The 18,555-nt window shown below is 69.0% G+C and carries 17 protein-coding genes and 4 pseudogenes; 13 read left to right on the top strand and 8 right to left on the bottom strand.

All coding sequences use genetic code 11. The features are described from left to right. Positions 1–5: 5 nt before the first annotated feature. Together ACFVX6_RS32595 and ACFVX6_RS32590 are read left to right on the top strand one after the other, a co-directional pair. Positions 6–797 (top strand): class I SAM-dependent methyltransferase, encoded by a 792-nt coding sequence (locus ACFVX6_RS32595; RefSeq protein WP_389697610.1) that lies wholly within the window; start codon positions 6–8, stop codon positions 795–797. 141 nt (positions 798–938) lie between these two features. Next, positions 939–2,165: an aromatic acid exporter family protein gene (locus tag ACFVX6_RS32590; protein WP_389697608.1), complete on the top strand. Its 1,227-nt coding sequence runs from the start codon at positions 939–941 to the stop codon at positions 2,163–2,165. A gap of 31 nt (positions 2,166–2,196) precedes the next feature. Here the strand turns inward: ACFVX6_RS32590 and ACFVX6_RS32585 are convergent, their stop codons facing one another. Beyond that, complete coding sequence (locus ACFVX6_RS32585) at positions 2,197–2,553, bottom strand: STAS domain-containing protein (protein WP_389697606.1); 357 nt, start codon at positions 2,551–2,553, stop codon at positions 2,197–2,199. Positions 2,554–2,711: 158 nt separating this feature from the next. Here ACFVX6_RS32585 and ACFVX6_RS32580 point away from each other — a divergent pair, with 158 nt between their 5' ends. Beyond that, the gene (locus ACFVX6_RS32580; protein ID WP_389697604.1) at positions 2,712–2,846 is read left to right on the top strand and encodes a hypothetical protein; all 135 of its coding nucleotides are present in this window, start codon (positions 2,712–2,714) and stop codon (positions 2,844–2,846) included. A gap of 276 nt (positions 2,847–3,122) precedes the next feature. Further along, positions 3,123–3,539, top strand: coding sequence for a CBS domain-containing protein (locus ACFVX6_RS32575; RefSeq protein ID WP_389697602.1), 417 nt, complete (start codon positions 3,123–3,125; stop codon positions 3,537–3,539). A gap of 65 nt (positions 3,540–3,604) precedes the next feature. On the opposite strand, the pseudogene ACFVX6_RS32570 reads toward ACFVX6_RS32575, so the two are convergent. Then, a pseudogene (locus ACFVX6_RS32570) lies at positions 3,605–3,994 on the bottom strand (PRC-barrel domain containing protein). Positions 3,995–4,096: 102 nt separating this feature from the next. On the opposite strand from ACFVX6_RS32570, the gene ACFVX6_RS32565 reads away from it, so the two are divergent. Further along, on the top strand, positions 4,097–4,375 hold the full coding sequence (locus ACFVX6_RS32565; RefSeq protein WP_389697600.1) for a hypothetical protein: 279 nt from the start codon (positions 4,097–4,099) through the stop codon (positions 4,373–4,375). Positions 4,376–4,671: 296 nt separating this feature from the next. Here ACFVX6_RS32565 and ACFVX6_RS32560 read toward each other — a convergent pair whose 3' ends face one another. Both ACFVX6_RS32560 and ACFVX6_RS32555 read right to left on the bottom strand, forming a co-directional pair. Continuing rightward, positions 4,672–5,565 carry a magnesium and cobalt transport protein CorA gene (locus tag ACFVX6_RS32560; protein ID WP_389697644.1) on the bottom strand — a complete coding sequence of 298 codons (894 nt, stop codon included), beginning with the start codon at positions 5,563–5,565 and terminating at the stop codon, positions 4,672–4,674. A 207-nt stretch (positions 5,566–5,772) separates the two neighbouring features. Then, positions 5,773–6,667 (bottom strand): annotated as a pseudogene (locus tag ACFVX6_RS32555) (IS701 family transposase); the annotation flags it as partial. Between the two features lie 148 nt (positions 6,668–6,815). On the opposite strand from ACFVX6_RS32555, the gene ACFVX6_RS32550 reads away from it, so the two are divergent. Both ACFVX6_RS32550 and ACFVX6_RS32545 read left to right on the top strand, forming a co-directional pair. Beyond that, on the top strand, positions 6,816–7,220 hold the full coding sequence (locus ACFVX6_RS32550; RefSeq protein WP_389697598.1) for a type II toxin-antitoxin system PemK/MazF family toxin: 405 nt from the start codon (positions 6,816–6,818) through the stop codon (positions 7,218–7,220). Between the two features lie 162 nt (positions 7,221–7,382). Then, positions 7,383–8,228: pseudogene (locus ACFVX6_RS32545) on the top strand (IS5 family transposase). Positions 8,229–8,335: 107 nt separating this feature from the next. On the opposite strand, the gene ACFVX6_RS32540 reads toward ACFVX6_RS32545, so the two are convergent. The 4 genes from ACFVX6_RS32540 to ACFVX6_RS32525 form a co-directional block, all read right to left on the bottom strand. Beyond that, the gene (locus ACFVX6_RS32540) at positions 8,336–8,752 is read right to left on the bottom strand and encodes a hypothetical protein (protein ID WP_389697596.1); all 417 of its coding nucleotides are present in this window, start codon (positions 8,750–8,752) and stop codon (positions 8,336–8,338) included. A 550-nt stretch (positions 8,753–9,302) separates the two neighbouring features. Further along, on the bottom strand, positions 9,303–10,028 hold the full coding sequence (locus tag ACFVX6_RS32535) for a hypothetical protein (RefSeq protein ID WP_389697594.1): 726 nt from the start codon (positions 10,026–10,028) through the stop codon (positions 9,303–9,305). Between the two features lie 107 nt (positions 10,029–10,135). Continuing rightward, the gene (locus ACFVX6_RS32530; RefSeq protein WP_389697592.1) at positions 10,136–11,332 is read right to left on the bottom strand and encodes a PP2C family protein-serine/threonine phosphatase; all 1,197 of its coding nucleotides are present in this window, start codon (positions 11,330–11,332) and stop codon (positions 10,136–10,138) included. Beyond that, positions 11,329–12,930 carry an ATP-binding protein gene (locus ACFVX6_RS32525; protein ID WP_389697590.1) on the bottom strand — a complete coding sequence of 534 codons (1,602 nt, stop codon included), beginning with the start codon at positions 12,928–12,930 and terminating at the stop codon, positions 11,329–11,331. The genes ACFVX6_RS32530 and ACFVX6_RS32525 overlap by 4 nt, the downstream gene beginning before the upstream one ends. Before the next feature lie 110 nt (positions 12,931–13,040). Between ACFVX6_RS32525 and ACFVX6_RS32520 the strand changes: the two genes are divergently transcribed. The 6 genes and pseudogenes from ACFVX6_RS32520 (at position 13,041) to ACFVX6_RS32495 (ending at position 18,501) form a co-directional block, all read left to right on the top strand. After that, complete coding sequence (locus ACFVX6_RS32520; protein WP_389697589.1) at positions 13,041–13,814, top strand: response regulator; 774 nt, start codon at positions 13,041–13,043, stop codon at positions 13,812–13,814. 480 nt (positions 13,815–14,294) lie between these two features. Then, positions 14,295–15,098, top strand: a complete 804-nt coding sequence (locus ACFVX6_RS32515) for a hypothetical protein (protein ID WP_389697587.1) — start codon at positions 14,295–14,297, stop codon at positions 15,096–15,098. Positions 15,099–15,490: 392 nt separating this feature from the next. Further along, positions 15,491–15,772, top strand: a pseudogene (locus ACFVX6_RS32510) (FMN-binding glutamate synthase family protein); the annotation flags it as partial. An 85-nt stretch (positions 15,773–15,857) separates the two neighbouring features. Continuing rightward, positions 15,858–17,588, top strand: coding sequence for a thiamine pyrophosphate-dependent enzyme (locus ACFVX6_RS32505; protein WP_389697585.1), 1,731 nt, complete (start codon positions 15,858–15,860; stop codon positions 17,586–17,588). Between the two features lie 80 nt (positions 17,589–17,668). Beyond that, complete coding sequence (locus ACFVX6_RS32500; RefSeq protein ID WP_389697583.1) at positions 17,669–18,055, top strand: hypothetical protein; 387 nt, start codon at positions 17,669–17,671, stop codon at positions 18,053–18,055. A 140-nt stretch (positions 18,056–18,195) separates the two neighbouring features. Continuing rightward, positions 18,196–18,501, top strand: coding sequence for a WhiB family transcriptional regulator (locus ACFVX6_RS32495; RefSeq protein ID WP_389697581.1), 306 nt, complete (start codon positions 18,196–18,198; stop codon positions 18,499–18,501). Positions 18,502–18,555: the final 54 nt, after the last annotated feature.

Genomic DNA, 18,555 nt, shown 5'->3' with positions numbered 1-18,555 from the left:
TAAACGTGCAGGACTTTGTTGTCGACCCCGTTGCCCACAATCGGGCAGCCTGGGACAAGTATGTCCAAGAGGGCAATGAGTGGTCGAGGCCGGTGAGTGCTGAGGATGTCGAGCGCGCCCGCATGGGCGACTGGTCGATTGTTCTCATCGGGCGAGAGCCAGTCGACCGCTCCTGGCTGCCGACGGACCTGACCGACAAGGACGTGTTGTGTCTGGCCTCCGGCGGTGGCCAGCAGGGTCCGATCCTCGCCGCCGCAGGGGCGCGGGTCACCGTATTCGACAACTCACCCCGCCAGCTCGGCCAGGACCAGATGGTGGCGGCGCGCGACGGGCTCGAGCTGCGCACCGTCCTAGGCGACATGCGCGACCTCAGCGCCTTCGGCGACGCAACATTCGACGTCGTATTCCATCCGGTCTCTAACCTATTCGTACCGGACTTGGCACCCGTGTGGCGTGAGTGCTTCCGCGTTCTGCGCCCGGGCGGAACTCTGCTCGTGGGCTTCCTCAACCCTGATGCGTACTTGTTCGACCACGAGGCGCTCGATGAGCGCGGCGAGCTGATCGTCGTGCACAAGCTGCCCTACAGCGATGTCACGCAGTACTCCGCCGAGGAACGCGCCAGGAAGTTCGGCGCGGATGCCGCTCTTGAATACAGCCACACCCTCACCGACCAGATCGGCGGGCAACTCGCCGCGGGGTTCGTCCTCACCGGCTTCGCGGAAGCGCCGCACCAATCCAACGCATCCGCTCCATACATGTCGAACTATTTTGCGACGCTGGCGGTCAAGCCGGGCTGACCCGGCCATGGGGCCGGCCGATGGGCGGTGTCACGGCGGCGTGCCCTCGGCTCCGGGCCGAGTGGTGCAGCCTCGAGCCGGCCGAGGCTGACCTGCTGCGGTCGGCGGTGTTGATCTTCGCGGAATGGGAAGGGGCGGATCATGTCACTCTCTGCTCCACTGCGTCAGCTGGTGCGGCGGCACCGGGAGCCCGCCGTCGTCCAGACCGTCCGCTCCACTGCGGCCGCCGTCATCTCCTACGTGGTCGCCCTGCAGCTCAGCGGCGAACCCGCCCCGCTGACGGCGCCGCTCACCGCTCTGCTCGTCGTCCAGGTCACCCTCTACTCGACCCTCACCACCGGCATCCGCCGGGTCAACTCCGTGGTGGCCGGGGTGCTGCTCGCGATCGGATTCAGCGTGCTGGTGGGGCTGACCTGGTGGAGCCTCGGCCTGATCATCCTGGTCTCGCTCACCGTCGGCCCCCTCGTGAAGGCCGGCGAGTTCGTCCCCGAAGTCGCGATCAGCGCGATGCTGGTGCTCGGCGTCACCCGGGTGGCGGACACCGCCTGGGACCGGGTGCTGGAGACCTTGATTGGCGCCGCCGTCGGGCTGCTGTTCAACATCCTGTTCGTGCCGCCCGTATGGGTTGGTCCGGCGAGTGAGGCCATCACCGACCTTGCCCGGCGGATGCGCGCCCTGATGATGCACATCACTGACGAACTCGACGAACACTCCCCGGTGGAGAAGGCCGCTGCCCGTCTCCACGAGGCTCGCCGCCTCGATAATGACATTGCCCAGGTCGACGCCGCGCTGCGGCAGGCGGAGGACAGTCTGCGCCTGAACCCGCGCGTACGTGAAGGGCTCCTGTTCCGCCTGGTGCTGCGCACCGGGCTGGACACCCTGGAGATCTGCGCGGTGGTGCTGAGGGTCTCCTGCCGGACGCTGACCGACCTGGCCCAGGCGCGACCCGCGGGGCCGCTGTTCCCCGCGCACATCGCACAGGGCCTGCGTGAGCTCTATGCGCACACGGCCGTCGCCATGGAGAGCTTCGCCCAGCTGATCACCGCGCAGGTCAGCGCCAACGCCGAGGAAGCCGAGAGCAGGTTGACCGAGGAGCTCAAGACCGCCCGACTCAGCAGGGACCGGCTCGCGGACCTCCTTCTGGACGAGGTCCGCGCCGACCCCCGTCAGTGGCAGCTCTCCGGAGCCCTCCTCGCAGAGGCGGACCGTGTCTTGGACGAACTCGACGTGGAAAAGCGCTCCGAGCGACTCATCGAGGAACTGGACCGGCATTCGCAGCTGCGCCGCGAGCGTTTCCCCCGTCTGCACCGCCTGACCGGCCAGTGGCGGTCCCGCTCCGCAGCGGACGAGGCCGCAGAGCACCGTTGACTACCGCGCAGTGCCTGAGTACGGGACCGTGTCAGTCGGACTGGTCCTGGTGGGTGCCTGTGATGGGGAAGAGCTGGTGGGTACCGGTGAGTTCGAGGAGCTTGCGGACTTGCCGGTTGGGGGCGTGCAGGGTGATGCGTCGGCCGTGTTCTTCGGCGGTGAGGCGGGCTTGGAGGATGGCGTTGAGACCCGAGGAGTCGCAGAACGTGAGCTCGGTCAGATCGATGACGACGTCGGGCGGACAGTCGGGCTGGGTGATCAGGGTGCGCAGGGCTTCGTAGAGGAGCGGGGCCCGGTCGATGTCCATCTCACCGCCGACGAGCACGATCACGTGCTGCTCCTGCTTTTCCACCTCTACGGGCGGGGTGGGGTCCTGGTCATCTGCCATCGGTCCAGGGTAGGAGGCTGGCAGGCCGGTGACCAGGCTCTTCCGGCCCTTGGGCCCCCAATGCGGGCGGGCGACCGGGCCAGCGCGTACCGCTCGCCGGTGGCCGAGCCGGGACCGGGGATGCCGGCGACCTCGGCTATGCACTTTTGGGGCTGGGGTTGCCAGCCGGTGACCAGGACCCGCAGACCCAGGCGCTCTGCGCGCCGGTGCAGATCCAGGGGGTGCAGCAGGTCGTCGCCGTTCATGATCGCGACGCCGTGCAGGTCGTCCAGGAGGTTTCGCTCATCTACTAGGACGGTGCCGCCGCAGTGCTGAACATCCACAGTGATCAATGCGTTCTCCTCTACCACCACACGCGCCGGCGCCTACAGGTTCTCCAGCCTGGCGTGGCCCTGCACGGGGGCGGTACGAGGCTTGCTGAAGCACGGGGGCGGGCCATGGCCCGGGTGTGGTTGTAGGGCGGGTGCCGTTACCGATCGCCGGCAGGGTGGCACGCATAGACCCCGAGGCCTGCCTGCGTCAGCGGACACGGCCGTGCCCGTTCGGTTGAGGAAGAAGGAGTACGACGGATGACAAAGGCTCGCGACATCATGACGGCGGACGCGACGTGTATCGGCGCCCAGGAGACGGTGCTCGAGGCGGCGAAGAAGATGACCCAGCTGGGGGTCGGGTCGCTGCCGATCTGCGGCATGGACGAGAAGCTCAAGGGCATGCTCACCGACCGGGACATCGTGGTGAAGGTCTTGGGCGCGGGCAAGGACCCCGGCTCGGTGAAGGCCGGCGACCTCGCCCAGGGCGAGGCCGTCACCATCGGCGCCGACGACGACGCGGAGGAGATCCTGCGCGTCATGAGCGAGCACCAGGTCCGCCGGCTGCCGGTGATCGATGGGCACACGCTGGTCGGGATCGTGGCGTTCGCGGACGTCGCCCGCGCGATGCCGGACGCGAAGGTCGGCGACCTGCTCCAGGCCGTCTCTCAGGACTGACCGGCCCGCACCGAACGCCTGCCCACCTGCGCGGCTAGCCGACGAGCGCGACATGAGGTGAGTCCTCATGTCCACTTCAGAGGCGCGAGCGGTCCGGTGACATGTCGTCCCATGCTGTGGCTCCCGTGCGTGGTCGGGAGCCACAGCCGTGATGGATCAAGGCCGGCTCCGCCGCGGCCGTAGTACTGGCCGAGCTGGTTGCGGTAGGCGGCGTCGCCCCGATGCTTGTCCTCGTCGTACTCGGTGGAGTCCTTGATCTGGTCTTTGGTGAGGCTGACCTGGATCTTCTTCTCCGTCACGTCGACGCGCACGACGGTCCCGGCAGGATGAGGACTTTCTTGCCGAAGATCCAGGGGCCGGTGTCGACGACGATGTAGGAGGCGCCGACCTCGTCGGTGTCCTCGTCCACCTTGCCGGTGTGTCCGTCGGTGGCTTCGACCTTGGAAGCCGACCAGGCGGGTGCCCGGGGTGTAGTGCGACTAGGGGTTGTAGCTCCACATGGCGGTCATAGGAGTTCCCCTTCTGCGGCAGAGTCCGCTCTCGTGGGCGGGTCAGGTGTGCAGGAGGCAGTTGCGGCCGTCGTGGCCGTCCGCCTCGTCCTCGTCGAGCCAATGGCCCCCGTCCGCGAGGTACGGAAACCGTGGTGCTGGTTCACCGGGAAGGCGACCGTGACCGCGCGGCTGCCGTCGGGACGCTCCGCCAGCGGATGGGCCCCCGGCCGCCAGTCGTTGAAGTCACCGACCGCGCTGACCACACCGGCCGGTCGGCCGGCGGGCAGGACGAACGTGATCTCGGTCCCCTTCTTGCTCCGGGTGCGCTCCAAGATGGACGGTTAGCTCCTCACCCCCGGGGGAGATGGCTCGGCCATCACTGCCCGCTGAGGCGGTTTTGGTAGCGGGTGGTTACGCCACCTGCTCCCGCTGTCCCCCGCTCGGCCGCACGGCGGATCCGTCCCGGGGCGGGCAGCACAGGGCTGCTCATGCCGGCGAAGGTGCGGGAAGGCCGGTGGCCTTCTCCTCAGAAGTGACGGGATTGGTCCCGCGCCTCGGCGGTGGCCAGCGCCCTGCCCGAAGCCGGGTTCTTCCCCGAGGGAAAATCGGGCGTGCTCCGGAGTCTCGGCGGCGGCCGGCTCCTACAGCCAGCCGTTGCGGCGGAAGGCACGGTAGAGGGCGCCTGCCGCGAGCGCCATGAGGCCCACGGCGAGGGGGTAGCCGTAGGTCCAGCCCAGTTCGGGCATGTGCTCGAAGTTCATGCCGTAGACGCCGGCGACCATCGTGGGGATCGCGAAGATTGCCGCCCACGCGGAGATGCGCCGCATGTCGTCGTTCTGCCAGGTGCCCACGCGGGCCTGCTGCGCGCCGAGGACCGAGTCCAGGAGTTCGTCCAAGGTCTGCACCTCGATGTCCGTGCGGTGCAGGTGATCGGCAACGTCACGTATGTAAGGGACGACATTCGGCTGGTGACTCTCCTCGCCCGGGCCGCTCAAGAGGCCCCGGACCACCGGGACGAGCGGCTGCACCGCGTCCCGGAACTCGCGAACCTCCCGCTTGAGGGAGTAGATGCGCTCGGTGTGATCGACGCGGGAAGTCGAGAACACCTCGTCCTCGAGCCGGTTGAGCGTGGCGCGAACTCTGCGGGCGGCGTCGCTGTACGCGTCGACGGTGACGTCCAGCACCGCGTGCACCACGGCCCAGGGGCCGAGGCGCAGCATGTCCGGATCGGCGTCCAGTCGACTGGCAGCCTCGGAACAGGGATCCATCGGCCCGTGGAGTACGGTGAGAACGCTGCGGGGTCCCATGAAGATCATGAGGTCGCCGGTCTCCACCGCCGTCCCCTTCTCCACGTACCGGAGGGTCTTCAGCGCTACGGCCAGCACGTCGCCGAACCGCTCGCGCTTCGGACGCTGCCGTCCGTGCAGTGCGTCCTCCACGGCCAGCGGGTGCAGGCCCAGGTCCTCGGCCAGCTGGAGCAGTTCGCTTTCCGAGGGGTCTGCCAGACGGACCCAGGCGAATTCGCCGTCACGCAAGTCTCGCAGTCGCTTGAGGGCTGTCTGGCAGGTATCGTCCGGCAGCTCGCACTCGACATGCTCCGAGCGGCCCGAGTCCTGGTCGTATATGACGCATTCCATCTCCCGCGCATGCTTCGCCGGCCCACTTTCATGCGCCGCCGGCCGACTTTTCTTCCGGCACCGTCGTGTGGTGGCGGACACCGGCGACGGCCCGTGTAGGTGAGGGGCGGCTTGGCGGCGGTAGTGACCGTGGCGGGCGCGGGCCTGGTGGTGTCGGCGCCAGGTTGACCAGCGCAGTCGGTGGACGGTGTCGCGGGCTGGTTGAACGATCAGGGCGATGAACAGGCGCTGGATCTCGTTACAGGTGAGGGGGATCAGCCCGCTGGGGCTGGTCCCGTCGTCTGCTGGGGCCTGCTCGCGGCGTTCGAGGGTCATGGTGACGGCGAGGAAGACGTGGGCGAGCAGTGCGAGGGTGACTCAGCGGTACCAGGAGTCCCAGCGTCGCACCTGATGGTCGTCAAGTCCCGCCAGTCCCTTGGAACTTTGGAACATCTCCTCCACTGTCCAGCGACTGCCTGCGACCGTGACCACGGGTCCCGGCGTCCAGGGCGCGTTCGATCATCTGCTGGGCGAGCTGCGGCTTGGTGGCGAAGCCCACCTCGTCCGGGACGGCGGCCTGCTCGCGGCGTTCGATGTCGCCGGTCCAGGACTTGGGCAGGTACAGGGCGCGGTCGATACCCGCGTGCCCGTGCCGGGAGGTGTAGGTGGGGTAGACGGCGACCTGGGAGTTCTCGATCCTGCCGGCGGTTCCGGTGTGCTGGCGTTGGACGCCAACAGTGTGCGTGCCCTTCTTCAGGTCGCCGGTCTCGTCCATCACGAGCACGGCCTGCTTGTCCGCCAGCTGCTCCAGCACGTAGCCGCGCAGGTCGTCGCGGACCAGGTCGGCGTCCCACTTGGCCCGCCGGAGCAGGTGCTGCAGCCCGTCCGGGGTGGTGTCTTCGATGTGCTCGGCCATGGTCCAGCAGTTCTTGCGCGGCAGGTCCGACAGCAGCCCCAGCACCAAGCCTCTGATCCGACGCCGGGGTTCAACCCGCGCGAAGAGGCCCGCGATCCGCTGCATCAGGCCCTCGAACGACTCCTGCCACCGGGCACGGTCTACGCTGTGACCTGCGGCCACCGCATGATCTTCAGTCTTCACACACCGATGATGAACGGTGGCCGCACCTGTTTTCACAGCGCTCTCACCGCAGCTCGTGCCAGGAGGACATATGCAACGCGGCGAAGTCTGGTGGGTCGAGTTCGATGAGCGACGGCCGGTCGTGCTGCTGCCGGGAGACGAGGCGTCCGGGTTCCGGGCGATGCAGGTTGTCGCTCCGGCGGGCGTCGACATCAGCGATCTGGGCGTCGAAGTGGCCGTGGGCGCCACGGAAGGACTGCCCTTCGAAGGCGTGCTGCGGTTCGCGTTCCCGCGTCCAGGCTTCACCCCTTGCACGTGGCTGACCACCGTGTCCCGTGACGACCTGGTCGAACGGGCAGGCGTGCTGTCCTCCGCGAAGCTCAGCGAGATTGAGGACGCCCTCCGTGTGGCTGAACAGCCGAAGGAGTGGACCGCGACGACAGCCGCGAAGCTCAGCGAGATGAAGGATGCCCTCCGCCTCGGTGGACTGGAGTAAGCGGGCAAGGGACGGACGCCGCCAATGGAGTGGGCGATCTCGTCCAGATGATCAACGCTGGCCATCTCCGCGGCGTCCCACACCAGCAAGATCACGATCTACGGCTGGAGTACTAGGGTCCGTCTTCCAAAGATCGTTTGCGTGTTGGATCATGGTGTCGTGATACGTCGCCACGAACTGCCGGATGCGGAGTGGGAGTTGTTGGCCCCGCTCATACCGGGCGCTGTCAGGGGCCGGCCTCGGGGGAGGACCGCCGGGTCATCAACGGGATGGTCTACAAGATCCGGACCGGGGTTTCCTGGCGTGACCTGCCGGAGCGCTACGGCCCGTGGAAGTCGGTCTACACGCGCTTCCGCCGCTATGCCATCGACGGAGTGTTCACCCGGGCTCTCCAGCAGATCCAGGCCCAGGCCGACGCAGCCGGTGACATCGACTGGCTGGTCCAGATCGACTCCACCATCGTCCGCGCCCACCAGCACGCCGCCGCCACCGGCCGAAAAGGGGGAAGCACCGGACGGACGAACCGGACGATCACGCCCTCGGCCGATCCCGCGGAGGCCTGACCACCAAAATCCATCTCGCCTGCGACGGCCGAGGCCTGCCCCTGGCTATCCTGCTGACCCCCGGCCAACGACACGACGGCGTCTGCGCGCCCCCTGCTCGAACGCATCCGAGCACCCCGCACCGGCCTGGGCCGACCTCGATGCCGACCTGACCACGTCATGGCCGACAAGGCCTACAGCTCACGCGGGTTCCGCGCCTACCTGCGTCAACGTGGGATCGGATCCACCATTCCGGAGAAGAACGACCCGAAACGGCACCGCCGGAACCGAGGCCGTCGTGGGGGCCGACCGACAGGCTTCGACAGCGAGATCTACCGCCGCCGCAACACGGTCGAACGCTGCTTCAACCAGCTGAGGCATCGCCACCCGCTACGAGAAGACCGCCACGTCCTACGAAGCGGCGGTCACACTCGCGTCGCTCCTGCTCTGGGCAAGACCGATTTGAAGACGGACCTTGGTTGCGCACACATGGCCTGCTGCCCGTCGTTGGGCGGATGTCCTGTCTCACTGCGGGTTGGCCGATCTCGCCGAAGATTGACCAGTGTCTTCCGATCAGCGCAGGCGGGTTAGTCGCAGTAGAGCTTCGTTGCGGACATCGGGGTCTCTGTCCGCTGTCAGGGTCCGAAGTTGCGCGATCATCTCTTCGCCGTCCGGTCCGGTCGTCCAGCGTGGGTCGCAGTCGAGTTCCGCAGCGAGCTGGTCGGCGGTTCCTTGGTCAGAGGCGACTGCACGGGCAGCGAGCACTGCTCGTAGGCCGGACAGATCTCTCCGGGCCAAGAGAGCTATCGCAGTAGCCGAGGTCACGCCGGTGTCCTGAGCGTCGAGCAACAGACGGTGCAGGACACCGGCGACACTCTCAATCTGCGGAGCTGCCGCCAGATGTCGTCCTGCGGCGGCCCTCTCAGACCAGGACGGCGATTCCGCTGCGGCGATCGCGTCGCGAAGCTCTTGCTTGGTGAAGTCTTCCACGCCACCAGGTTGCCAGCGAAAGGTCTCGATCACGCTTCGTTGAGACGACACCGTGGCGGTCCATCTTCGGTGAGATTGGTCAACCCTCCGCGAGACAGGACAGCGGAAGGGTGTGGAGCGTCGCCGCCGGCTGGTGGAGCACGGTTCAACGAACGATCGCGCCATTGCAAGCTGAACTGGGTGGACCCGACGAGATCGCGATCACGCCGGGCCGTAGTGGCGTGGGTCCGGGCATGGCCGAACCGTCCCCGAGAAGCCATGACTCCCACTTCCCCGGGGACGGTTCGGTGCCCGGGGTTAGTTCCAGAAGCCCGCGTGGACTTCGCGTGCCTGCGGGAGGGGGGTGGGGCCGGTGACGGGGACGGCGCGCTGGCACGCCTGGAAGCCGTCCGGCATGGCAGGGTCATGAGGGCCGTGGCCGGGTCTTCCTCGTTGGGGCTGGCCAGGTTGAGGAGTTCGTCCTCGCCCAGCGCGTAGACGACGCGGCCGATGTTGCTCCGGAAGATGGCGCCGGAGGACGGTGCCCTCACCACCGGGACCGGGGCTGGTCTCAGACGGCAGCCGGTACGGTCTCCTCGGCCTTGGCCTCATCCGGGGGCACGGGGGTGGCCTCAGTTACGGGCCAGGTGTAGAACACCGTGCCCTGCTGGCTGACCCTCTCGAGCTCGCCCTTCTTCACGAGACTCTGCAGGGCATTACGGATCGTCTGGACTGAGGTTTCCCGCTCGGGGTGCGTCGCTTCGAACTCGCTCTGGATCTCGCTGACCTTCTTGGGTTCGCCGGGCTGCTGGGACAGGATCGCGCCAAGGAGCTGGCCAAGGGTGGGCCCAGCCGTCGCGGGGTGCTTGGCTACATCAGTTGCGGTCATCGGGGCAGCCGTCTGCTTGGTGGCCACGGGCTTCTTCGCAGGCGTGGCCCCGGCCTTGGCTGTGGCCTTCTTGGCGGCCGTCTTCCTGGGTGCGGTCGACTTCTTCACCGGAACCGCGTCGGCAGCGGTCTTCGCTGTCCTCGGAGCCGGCACGGCCGCCGCATCTGTGCCTGCGCCGACCGCGGGAGTGCTGCGTGCGGTCTGGACAGGCGCCGGTGTCGGTGCCGGCTCAGGACCGACATCCTGCGGAGTGTCCGCGAGCGCCGCGGTGAGCCACTTCTCCTCCCCCTGGAGCTTGCTCAGACGCTCGGTGAGGATCGCCTGCTCGGCCTGGTTGGCTGCGAGGGCGGCGGCCAGGTGGTCCGTGTACTTGCTCTGGGTCGGGGTGCTGACCGGCTCGTTTGCCACTATGGTCCACGCTCCTTCTGGAGGGATGTGCGTTGATCCGGGATGCTACTCGGCGCAGGCCGGGGCCGGTGGGCGTATCGCCCCAGCTCACGCCGGAACGGTCGGGCCTAGCCCCGGGACTCCCAGCCGAGGCGGAGTACGGCGAGGTCGTCGGTGTGTCTTCCGGCGTTGAGCGCCCTGGTCTGGCGGATGAGGCTGTCCAGGTGCGCTGCTGGGTCCGCGGACGGTGTGGTGTTGATCAGGGGCAGGAGCCCCTCGATGCCGAGCCGGCCGTCGGCGTCGCCGTTGTGCCCTTCGGTGAGGCCGTCGGTGTAGAGGGTGAGCGCTCCGCTCTCCGGAAGCGGAATGAGAGTGGCGGGCCAGTCGCGGTGGCCGGGCATGATGCCGAGCGCGATTCCGTGCTCGGCGGGCACCTCCCGGGTCCCCTCCGCGGTGGTGAGGAGCGGTTCGTGGTGCCCGGCCAGGTGGAGGGTGGCGGTGGCGGCCTTCTGGTCGAGAGTGAGGAGCGTGCAGGTGGCGAACAGCGGCTGGGCGCCGCGCTCCGCCACCAGCAGGCGCTCCATCAGGTGCAGCAGATCGGTGCCGCGGTGGCCGGCCAGGACGAGCGAGCGCCAGGCGATGCGCAGGCAGACGCCGAGGGCTGCGGCATCGGGACCGTGGCCGCTGACGTCGCCGACGACGGCGTGCAGCAGCCCTCCGTCGCCCTCGACGACGTCCAGGAAGTCGCCGCCGAGCAGGGCCTGTTCGGCGCCGGGCAGGTAGCGGGTGGTTACCACGATGGCCGAGGTGTCGAGGAGGGGCCGGGGCAGCAGGCCCCGTTCCAGACGGGCGTTCTCCTCGGCGCGCAGCCGGGCCGACTGGGCTTCGGCTGACGCGCGCTCGGTGTGGCTGCGGTAGACGGCGTAGCGGACGGTGCGGCGCAGCAGGTCGGCTTCGACCTTGCCCTTGACGAGGTAGTCCTGGGCGCCGGCGGCCATCGCCTCGGAGCCCGCTTGTTTCTCGGACAGGCCGGTCAGCACGATCACCGCGGTGTGCGGGGCCATGGCGCGGACGGTGGTGACGGCGTCGGTGCCCGACACGTCGGGCAGGTGCAGGTCGAGGAGGATGCAGTCGACGGTGCGGGCCGTGAGAGCCGCGTGGGCGTCGGCCAGCGAGGTGCTCGTGGTGAGCTCGAAGCGCAGCTCGGTGTCGTGGAGGAGCTCCTCGACGAGCAGGGCGTCGTCCTCGTCGTCCTCTATGAGGAGGATGCGGTAGACCGGTTCGGTCACGGCTGGGCCGCCGGTGTGGGGGAGGGTCGCGGTCACGGCGCCGGCTCCGCGGCGGCCCGGGTCGCTTCCGCGATGGTCGACGGGGCCGGGGGCGGTTCGGGAGCGAGGGTGAAGGTGATGCGCGTCCCGTCCCGGTACTCCGGGTCGACGGCGATGGTACCGCCGTGGAACTCGACGATCTTCTTGCACATCGCCAGGCCGATTCCGCTGCCTGGATAGACGTCCTTGGTGTGGAGCCGCTGGAAGATCACGAACACTTTGTCGGCGTACTCGGGCTCGATCCCGATGCCGTTGTCGGTCACAGTGAACCGCCACAGCTCCCCTTCCCGGACCGCACCGACACGGATCTCCGGTGCCAGGTCCGGGCGGCGGAACTTGACCGCGTTCCCTATCAGGTTCTGCCAGAGCATGCCCATCTGGGTGGGATCGGCGACCAGGGCAGGCAGCGGATCGTGCGTGATCGACGCGCCCGACTCCTCGATGCCGAGGCTCAGCGCGGACAGGGCCCGTTCCATGACCGGTTCGAGGTCGACCTTCTCGGCATCGTGGTGGACGCGGCCCACCCGGGAGAAGTCGAGGAGGTCGTTGATCAGGGTCTGCATCCGGTTGGCACCGTCGACGGCGATGGCGATGTACTGGTCCGCCTTGGCGTCGAGCTGCCCTCCGTAGCGCCGCTGGAGCAGCTGCGTGAAGCTGGAGACCTTGCGCAGCGGCTCCTGCAGGTCGTGGGAGGCCACGTACGCGAACTGCTCCAGCTCGGCGTTGGAACGCTGGAGGTCGGCGGTCTGGGTGTCCAGGCGCCGCCGGGCCTCCTCGCTGAAGGCCAGCTCGCGCACGAGCTGACGGCGCATGAAGTCGATCTCGTCGCTCAACCGCCGCAGGTCCGCCGGACCGGCCGAGTTGATGGGGTGGTCGAAGTCACCTCCGGCGACGGTGCGGGCATCCGCCCCCAGCTGCTCCAGCGGCTGGTTGATTCCGCGGCGCAGCCCTTCGAAGACGAGGCCGGCCAGGAGGGCGATCACGGCCGCGATCGTCGCGAACAGCCAGTTCCGCAGCCTCATGGTGGTGGCGAGGTCGGCTCGGGTCCGGTCCCGCTCTGTGAACAACCGTTCCTGCTGGTCGGCCAGGGCCTGACGCAGGGCGTCGAAAGACGTCTTGGCCTCCGCGGCGCGTGCGGTGGCCAGGGACGAGGGCGCCCCGGAGGGTGAGGCGGCGACCGGGCGGGCGATCCTCTCCTGCCACGTGGAGGCCGCATCCTGGACCGCCTTCAGGCCCGCGAGCGCGCGGCCGTCGTTGCCCAGGAGCCGCCCGAGCTCCGCGGCGTACGCGTCCTGATCGGTGAGCCCCTGCTGATAGGGCTGGAGGAACTCCGAGGTCCCAGTGAGGCTGTAGCCGCGGATGCCGGTCTCCTGGTTGAGGAGGGCCGATTCCAGGCGGAAGGCAGTGGTCAGCGCGGGCGCCCGCACGTCCACGAGTTCCTCGCTGATCGACGCCGTACGCCCCAGCACCCACGCCCCGGTCATACCGAGCAGGGCCAGCACCGTCAGCGAAGCGGCGACCCCGACGCGGAGCCACCGCCGGGTCGTCCACGCGGAGAACCTCCGCCCACCCGACGGTGTCGACATGCCGGTCATCCTCTGATTCCCCTCCCGAGACAGCCGCCTTGAACAGGCGCAGCGCACACTGTAGAGCGCCTTGACAACAATTGTTGTCGCATACCGGATCAGGGCCTAGGGTGCGGGGTATGCCAGGCACCAACTTCCACCTGCGGACCACCCCGAAGGAGACGGCCGCCGTCGCCGACGCGGCCGTGGCCGCCCTCGCCCGTCGCCTGGCCCTCGGTCTGCAGAAGGACCTCTCCGACCCTGCGGCGGACGACCGCGCCCAGGCCTTGGCACGCCTGCATGTACTCGACCACCTTCAACGGGCCGTGGAACGACTGCAGCGCGGCGTGGCCTCGGACGCCGCGCGTGCGGGAGCCGGATACCCCCAAATCGGCCGCGCATGCGGCATGACCCGCCAGGGAGCCCGCCGCCGCTGGCCCGGGCTCTTCAATCACACCGACAATGCACCCACGGAGCAGATGACGATGAACGACCCCGCCCGACCGTTCGATGTGCTGCTCGTGGAAGACGACGTCGCGGACGCCATGCTCATCGAGGAGGCGCTCTCCGAGCGCGGGGCCCGCAATCTAGTCCAGGCCACCGACGGCGTCGCCGCCCTGGAACACCTGCGCGACCCCGACAGCCCGCGCCCCGACCTCATCGTGCTCGACCTGAACATGCCCCGCATGAACGGCCGCGACCTGCTGCGCATCCTGAAGAACGACGCCGACCTCCAGACCATCCCCGTCGTCGTCCTCACCACCTCCTCCGCACCCGACGACGTCGTCGGCGCCTACACCAGCCACGCCAACGCGTACGTGACCAAGCCGGTCAACCTGGCGGAGTTCGAGCAGGCCGTCCAGAGCATCGATTCCTTCTATCTGGACACCGCCACGCGCCCGCGGCGCGCCTGACTGGCCGCCTCGCCGTCCGTTGAGGGCTTGGCGCAGTTCGCGTACGGCGAGGCGTCGTGCGCGGGGGCGGAGCCGGGCGGCGGTGCGGCGCAGCTCGCCCAGGGCCTGACCGCAGCCGAGGGTGGCGGCGAGGCGGAGTGCAGCCAGGCCCGTGGTGGCGGCCTGGTCGGGCTCGCCTGCGGAGGCGAGCGCGCCAGAGAGCTGCCGACATGTCCGGGGCGCTCCAGCTCGATGCTCGGGCGCCGTCGAACTGGAAGCGCTTCACCGCGTTGTTCTGCACGTCCAGGGCGTAGGACCGGAACACCGGGTCGTCCCGGCATGTGGCGTTCGGGCCGGTGCGTCGTGACGTCGAGTTTTTGGCGTTCGCCCTAGAGTGCGGGCGTGAGCCCCGAGTCGGATGCTGCCAGGCCCCCTTCTGGAACCGCCCGTAGATCGCGCAGGCGGAAATTGCTGGCTACGGGCGCGGCAATTCTGACTGCTGTGGTCGTCTCCCTCGTGACGGGGGGAGCGCAAGAGGGACTGACGTGGCTCAAGAACCGGATCTTCCCCCCGCCACCGGTGCTTGGCGTGGAGATGCGCATGACGGACCCCTGGAACGAATGCGAGGGCGGTAACGGGTACGTCTTCCCCCAGGCTCCCTCGGAACTCGGCGAGTTCCTCCACTCCAAGGGCAGTGAAGACCCGGAAACCGCCCGTGCCCTCCAGGGAAAGGGCGCAGTGGCCGGGGAGTACGTGATCGTCGAGCTTACTCTGCAGCCCAGGGAAGAGACGCCCGTCTCCGTGGAGTCGGTGAGGGTCAACGTGAAGGAGACGCTGGACCCTGTTCCGATCGGCTCCCACCTCCACCACTACGGCCAGTGCGGCGGGGTCGACGCCAGGACATTCCTGTTCGATCTCGACAGGTCTCCGACAGCCCACACCGTAATCGGTAACCCCCATGTGGGAGGAGACCAGCAATTCTCCAAACTGCCGGCCGAGCCTGAACCCGGAAAGACCATGAAGCTGTACGTGGTTCCCTACGGGCTCCGCCACGGATACCGCTTCACCCTGACTCTCGAATGGGTAGAACACGCGAAACGCCGGACGAAGGAGATCGACAACCATGGGCAGCCCTTCCTGATCATGCCGTCGATCCGCGGCCACAACTACTACACGTATGGGAACCCGGGCGAGCAGTGGAAGAAGACAGGCGACAGCCAACCCTGGTTCCTCAACCCTCTTCTTCGCTCCTCCCCAACTCCTTCCGCCGCACCCAGCGAGGAGCCGACCCCGCCCTCAACCTGACGGAGCACGGCAGGTCGAGGGCGCCGAGGCCCGGACGACGACCAGGCCCCCGCCGATCGGGCGTCCACCGTCACCGACCGGCCCGGCTGCCCGGCTGCGGCCCGGCCCGCCTGGTGAGTTCGTGTGCGCACTGCCAGCTACTGAGGATTTCAGGGTGGGGTCGGAGCTGGATCCTGCGTAACTCGCGGCGGAGTTTGCGGTCGAGGACGTCGGGGGTGTCGAAGGTGTTGAGGTTGTCCCAGACCACCACGATGGGCCGCCGAGCTGGATACGGGCCCTCACCAGCAGGTCGCGGTAGTCCTGCCAGGAGAAGCCGGTCAGGGTCGAGTTGACCCGGCTGCTGGTCAGGGACACGAGTTCGGAGGTGCCCAACGCGGCGCCGATCTGAAGCGCGGCGGCGCGCCCGCGCCGTGGACGGTGGTGACGAATCCCAGGGGGTACGGCGCAACCAGGCGGCCACGGTCAAGAGCGCGCTCCAGATCATGGCGTCCATGGGGATCGACGACCCGCGGGGCCTGCGCCCCCACATGCTCCTGCACCGGGTGGACCCGCACACCGTCCGCTCCTATGCCGAACTCCACGAATGGCTCACTGCCGGACAACTGCTCGCATCACCGCCCGACGACTGGGCATCCGACTGGACGGCGGCCGACCCGGACCGCTTCACCCACTGACCCACCCCCACTCAACCTGGTGGCTCCCGTACGGAAAGAACCGCGCGGGACCGCCCGGGGCCGCACCCGACCGGAGGGCACTCCCGTGGCACGCACCGTCGCCCAAGGCATCGTCGACACGCTCAAGGAACTCGGCGTCCAGCACGTCTTCGGTGTGGTCGGAGACGCCCTGAACCCACTGACCGACGCGATCCGCACCACGAAGGGGGTGGACTGGGTCGGCTGCCGGCACGAGGAGGCCGCGGCCTTCGCCGCCGGAGCCCAGTCCCAGCTCTCGGGAACCCTCGGGGTGTGCGCGGGCACGGTCGGACCGGGCTCCGTACACCTGCTCAACGGGCTCTACGACGCGGCCAAGAGCCGGACCCCGGTCCTCGCCATCTGCGGCCAGGTACCGCTCTCGGAAATCGGCAGCGACTACTTCCAGGAGGTCGACAACGACCTGCTCTTCCGGGACGTCGCCGTCTACCGGGCCACCGTCACCTCCCCGGACCAGATGCCGCGCATGCTGGAGTCCGCCGTACGCGCCGCCGTCAGTCAGGGCGGGGTCGCCGTCCTGACCGTCCCCGCGGACCTCGGCGACCAGGAGCTCGGCGACGACCGCCCCGGCCGCCTCGCCCTCGACCAGCCCGTCACCCGCCCCGACGATACGGCCCTCGCCGAGGCCGCCGAACTCCTGAACTCCGCCTCGCGCGTGACCCTGCTGGTCGGCCGGGGGGCGCGCGGGGCCCGTACCGAAGTGCTCCGTACCGCCGAGCTCCTCGCCGCTCCCATGGTGCTCACCCTCAAGGCGAAGGAGGGCTTCGAGGGGGAGGACAATCCCTTCCAGGTGGGCCAGACCGGCCTGATCGGCAACCCGGCCGCCGCCCACGCGCTCGACCGTGGCGACGTACTGCTGATGTTGGGCACCGACTTCCCCTACCGGGACTGGTACCCGAAGGACTGCAAGGTGGTCCAGGTGGACAAGCGCGAGGAGCACCTGGGGCGCCGGATCCCCTTGGACACCGGCCTGACCGGGGACGTGGGCGCGACGCTGCGGGCCCTGCTGCCGCTGCTGGAGCAGGCTGTGGACCGGAGCCACCTGGAGGACGCGCGGGAGCGGTTCGCGCACTGGCAGGAGGGCCAGCAGCGGTTGGCCGACCCGGCCCACGACCGCCGCCGGTTCGGCAGGATCCGGGCCGCACTGGACAACCGGGAACACGGGATCCGCCCCGAAGCGCTGGCCGCTGCGGTGGACTCCTGCGCCGCCGAGGACGCGGTCTTCACCTCCGACACCGGCATGGCCACCGTCTGGGCCTCCCGCTTCCTGACCATGCGCGGCGACAGGCGGCTGATCGGCTCGTACAACCTCGGCTCCATGGCCAATGCCATGCCTCAGGCCCTCGGGGCCCAGCTCTGGGCGCCCGAGCGCCAGGTCGTTGCCCTCTGCGGGGACGGCGGTATGAGCATGCTGCTGGGCGACCTCATGACGATCAGGACCTACCGGCTGCCGGTGAAGCTCGTCGTCTTCGACAACCGCCGCCTGGGCATGGTCAAACTCGAGCAGGAGCAGGTGGGCCTGCCCGAGTTCGGCACGGAACTCGACAACCCCGACTTCGCCGCGGTCGCCACCGCGCTCGGCATCACGGGCATCCGCGTCACCGACCCGGCCGATCTGCACGACAGCGTACGCAGGGCGTTCGCGACTCCGGGACCGGTCCTGCTGGACGTCCTGACCAACCCGGAGGAGGTGGCCGTACCGGCGAAGCCGACGGCCGGCCAGGGCTGGGGCTTCGCCGTGGCCAAGGTCAAGGAGATCCTCCCGGGCGGAGAGGGCTGAGCTGTCCGTTCGCGGGTAACCGCGCAACACGCGAGCGAGTACGAGTAGAGCTCGAGGGAACGCGAAGGAAGGGCACCCCGATGACGATGGCAGGGATACGCGGCGACACGTCCGTCCCCACCGCACAGGAGCTCCGCCGGCAGGTCACCCGTACCTGCAAGGAGCTCGGACGGACGGTCACGGCGCTGGCCTCCAAGGCGGAGCAGTCCGCCGCCTCCAACAAACAGGTCGCACAGGTCACCGACCGGCTACGGGACACGGCCGCGCAGGTCGGCCACCAGCTCGGCCACCTCGTGGACGAGACGGACCTCGACTCCGTACGGGGCAAGGCCGGCCGGGCGGTGACCGCGGCCCGCAGCAACCGCACCGCGCTGCTCACGGCCGCGGGCGTACTGGCCGTCCTGCTCATCCGCCGGACCCGGCGGGCACGACGCGCGACGCTGACCCTCGGGGACGGCGGAGCCTGAACCGACCGTGCCCGCCCCGGGGTGGGCACGGTCGCGTGGACTCCTGCTGTTTGAAACGGGCTTCACGGGTCAGACGGGAAACGATTCTGCACATGCGTGTGAGATCCGTATTTGCGTTTGATCCGATGGAGGTTCCGAGGGTGGGAAACGTGCCGCGTCTGCCCGGTCGTGCCGAGCACCACTGGTTGTGGCAGGAGGAGGCCGCCTGCCGGGAGCTGGGTTCGCGGCTGTTCTTTCACCCCGCGGGCGAGCAGGGCCGGAACCGCGAACGGCGGGACGCGGCCGCCCGGGAGGTGTGCGCCCTGTGCCCGGTGCAGCGCGACTGCCTGCGGCACGCGCTGAAGGTGGGGGAGCCGTTCGGGGTCTGGGGCGGCCTCAGCGAGCGCGAGCGACGCCGGCTCGGTGCCGCGGAGGCGGAGCGGTCGGCGCTGACGTCCACCGCTTGACCCAAGCCGACTGCCCAGAAGTACGGCGGGAATGGGTGCGGCCCCAGGATGTGC

It is taken from the genome of Streptomyces sp. NPDC058289 (genome assembly GCF_042880975.1).
In the GTDB taxonomy this organism is placed as follows: domain Bacteria; phylum Actinomycetota; class Actinomycetes; order Streptomycetales; family Streptomycetaceae; genus Streptomyces; species Streptomyces stoeckheimensis.
This window is presented reverse-complemented; position numbering and strand designations above follow the sequence as displayed.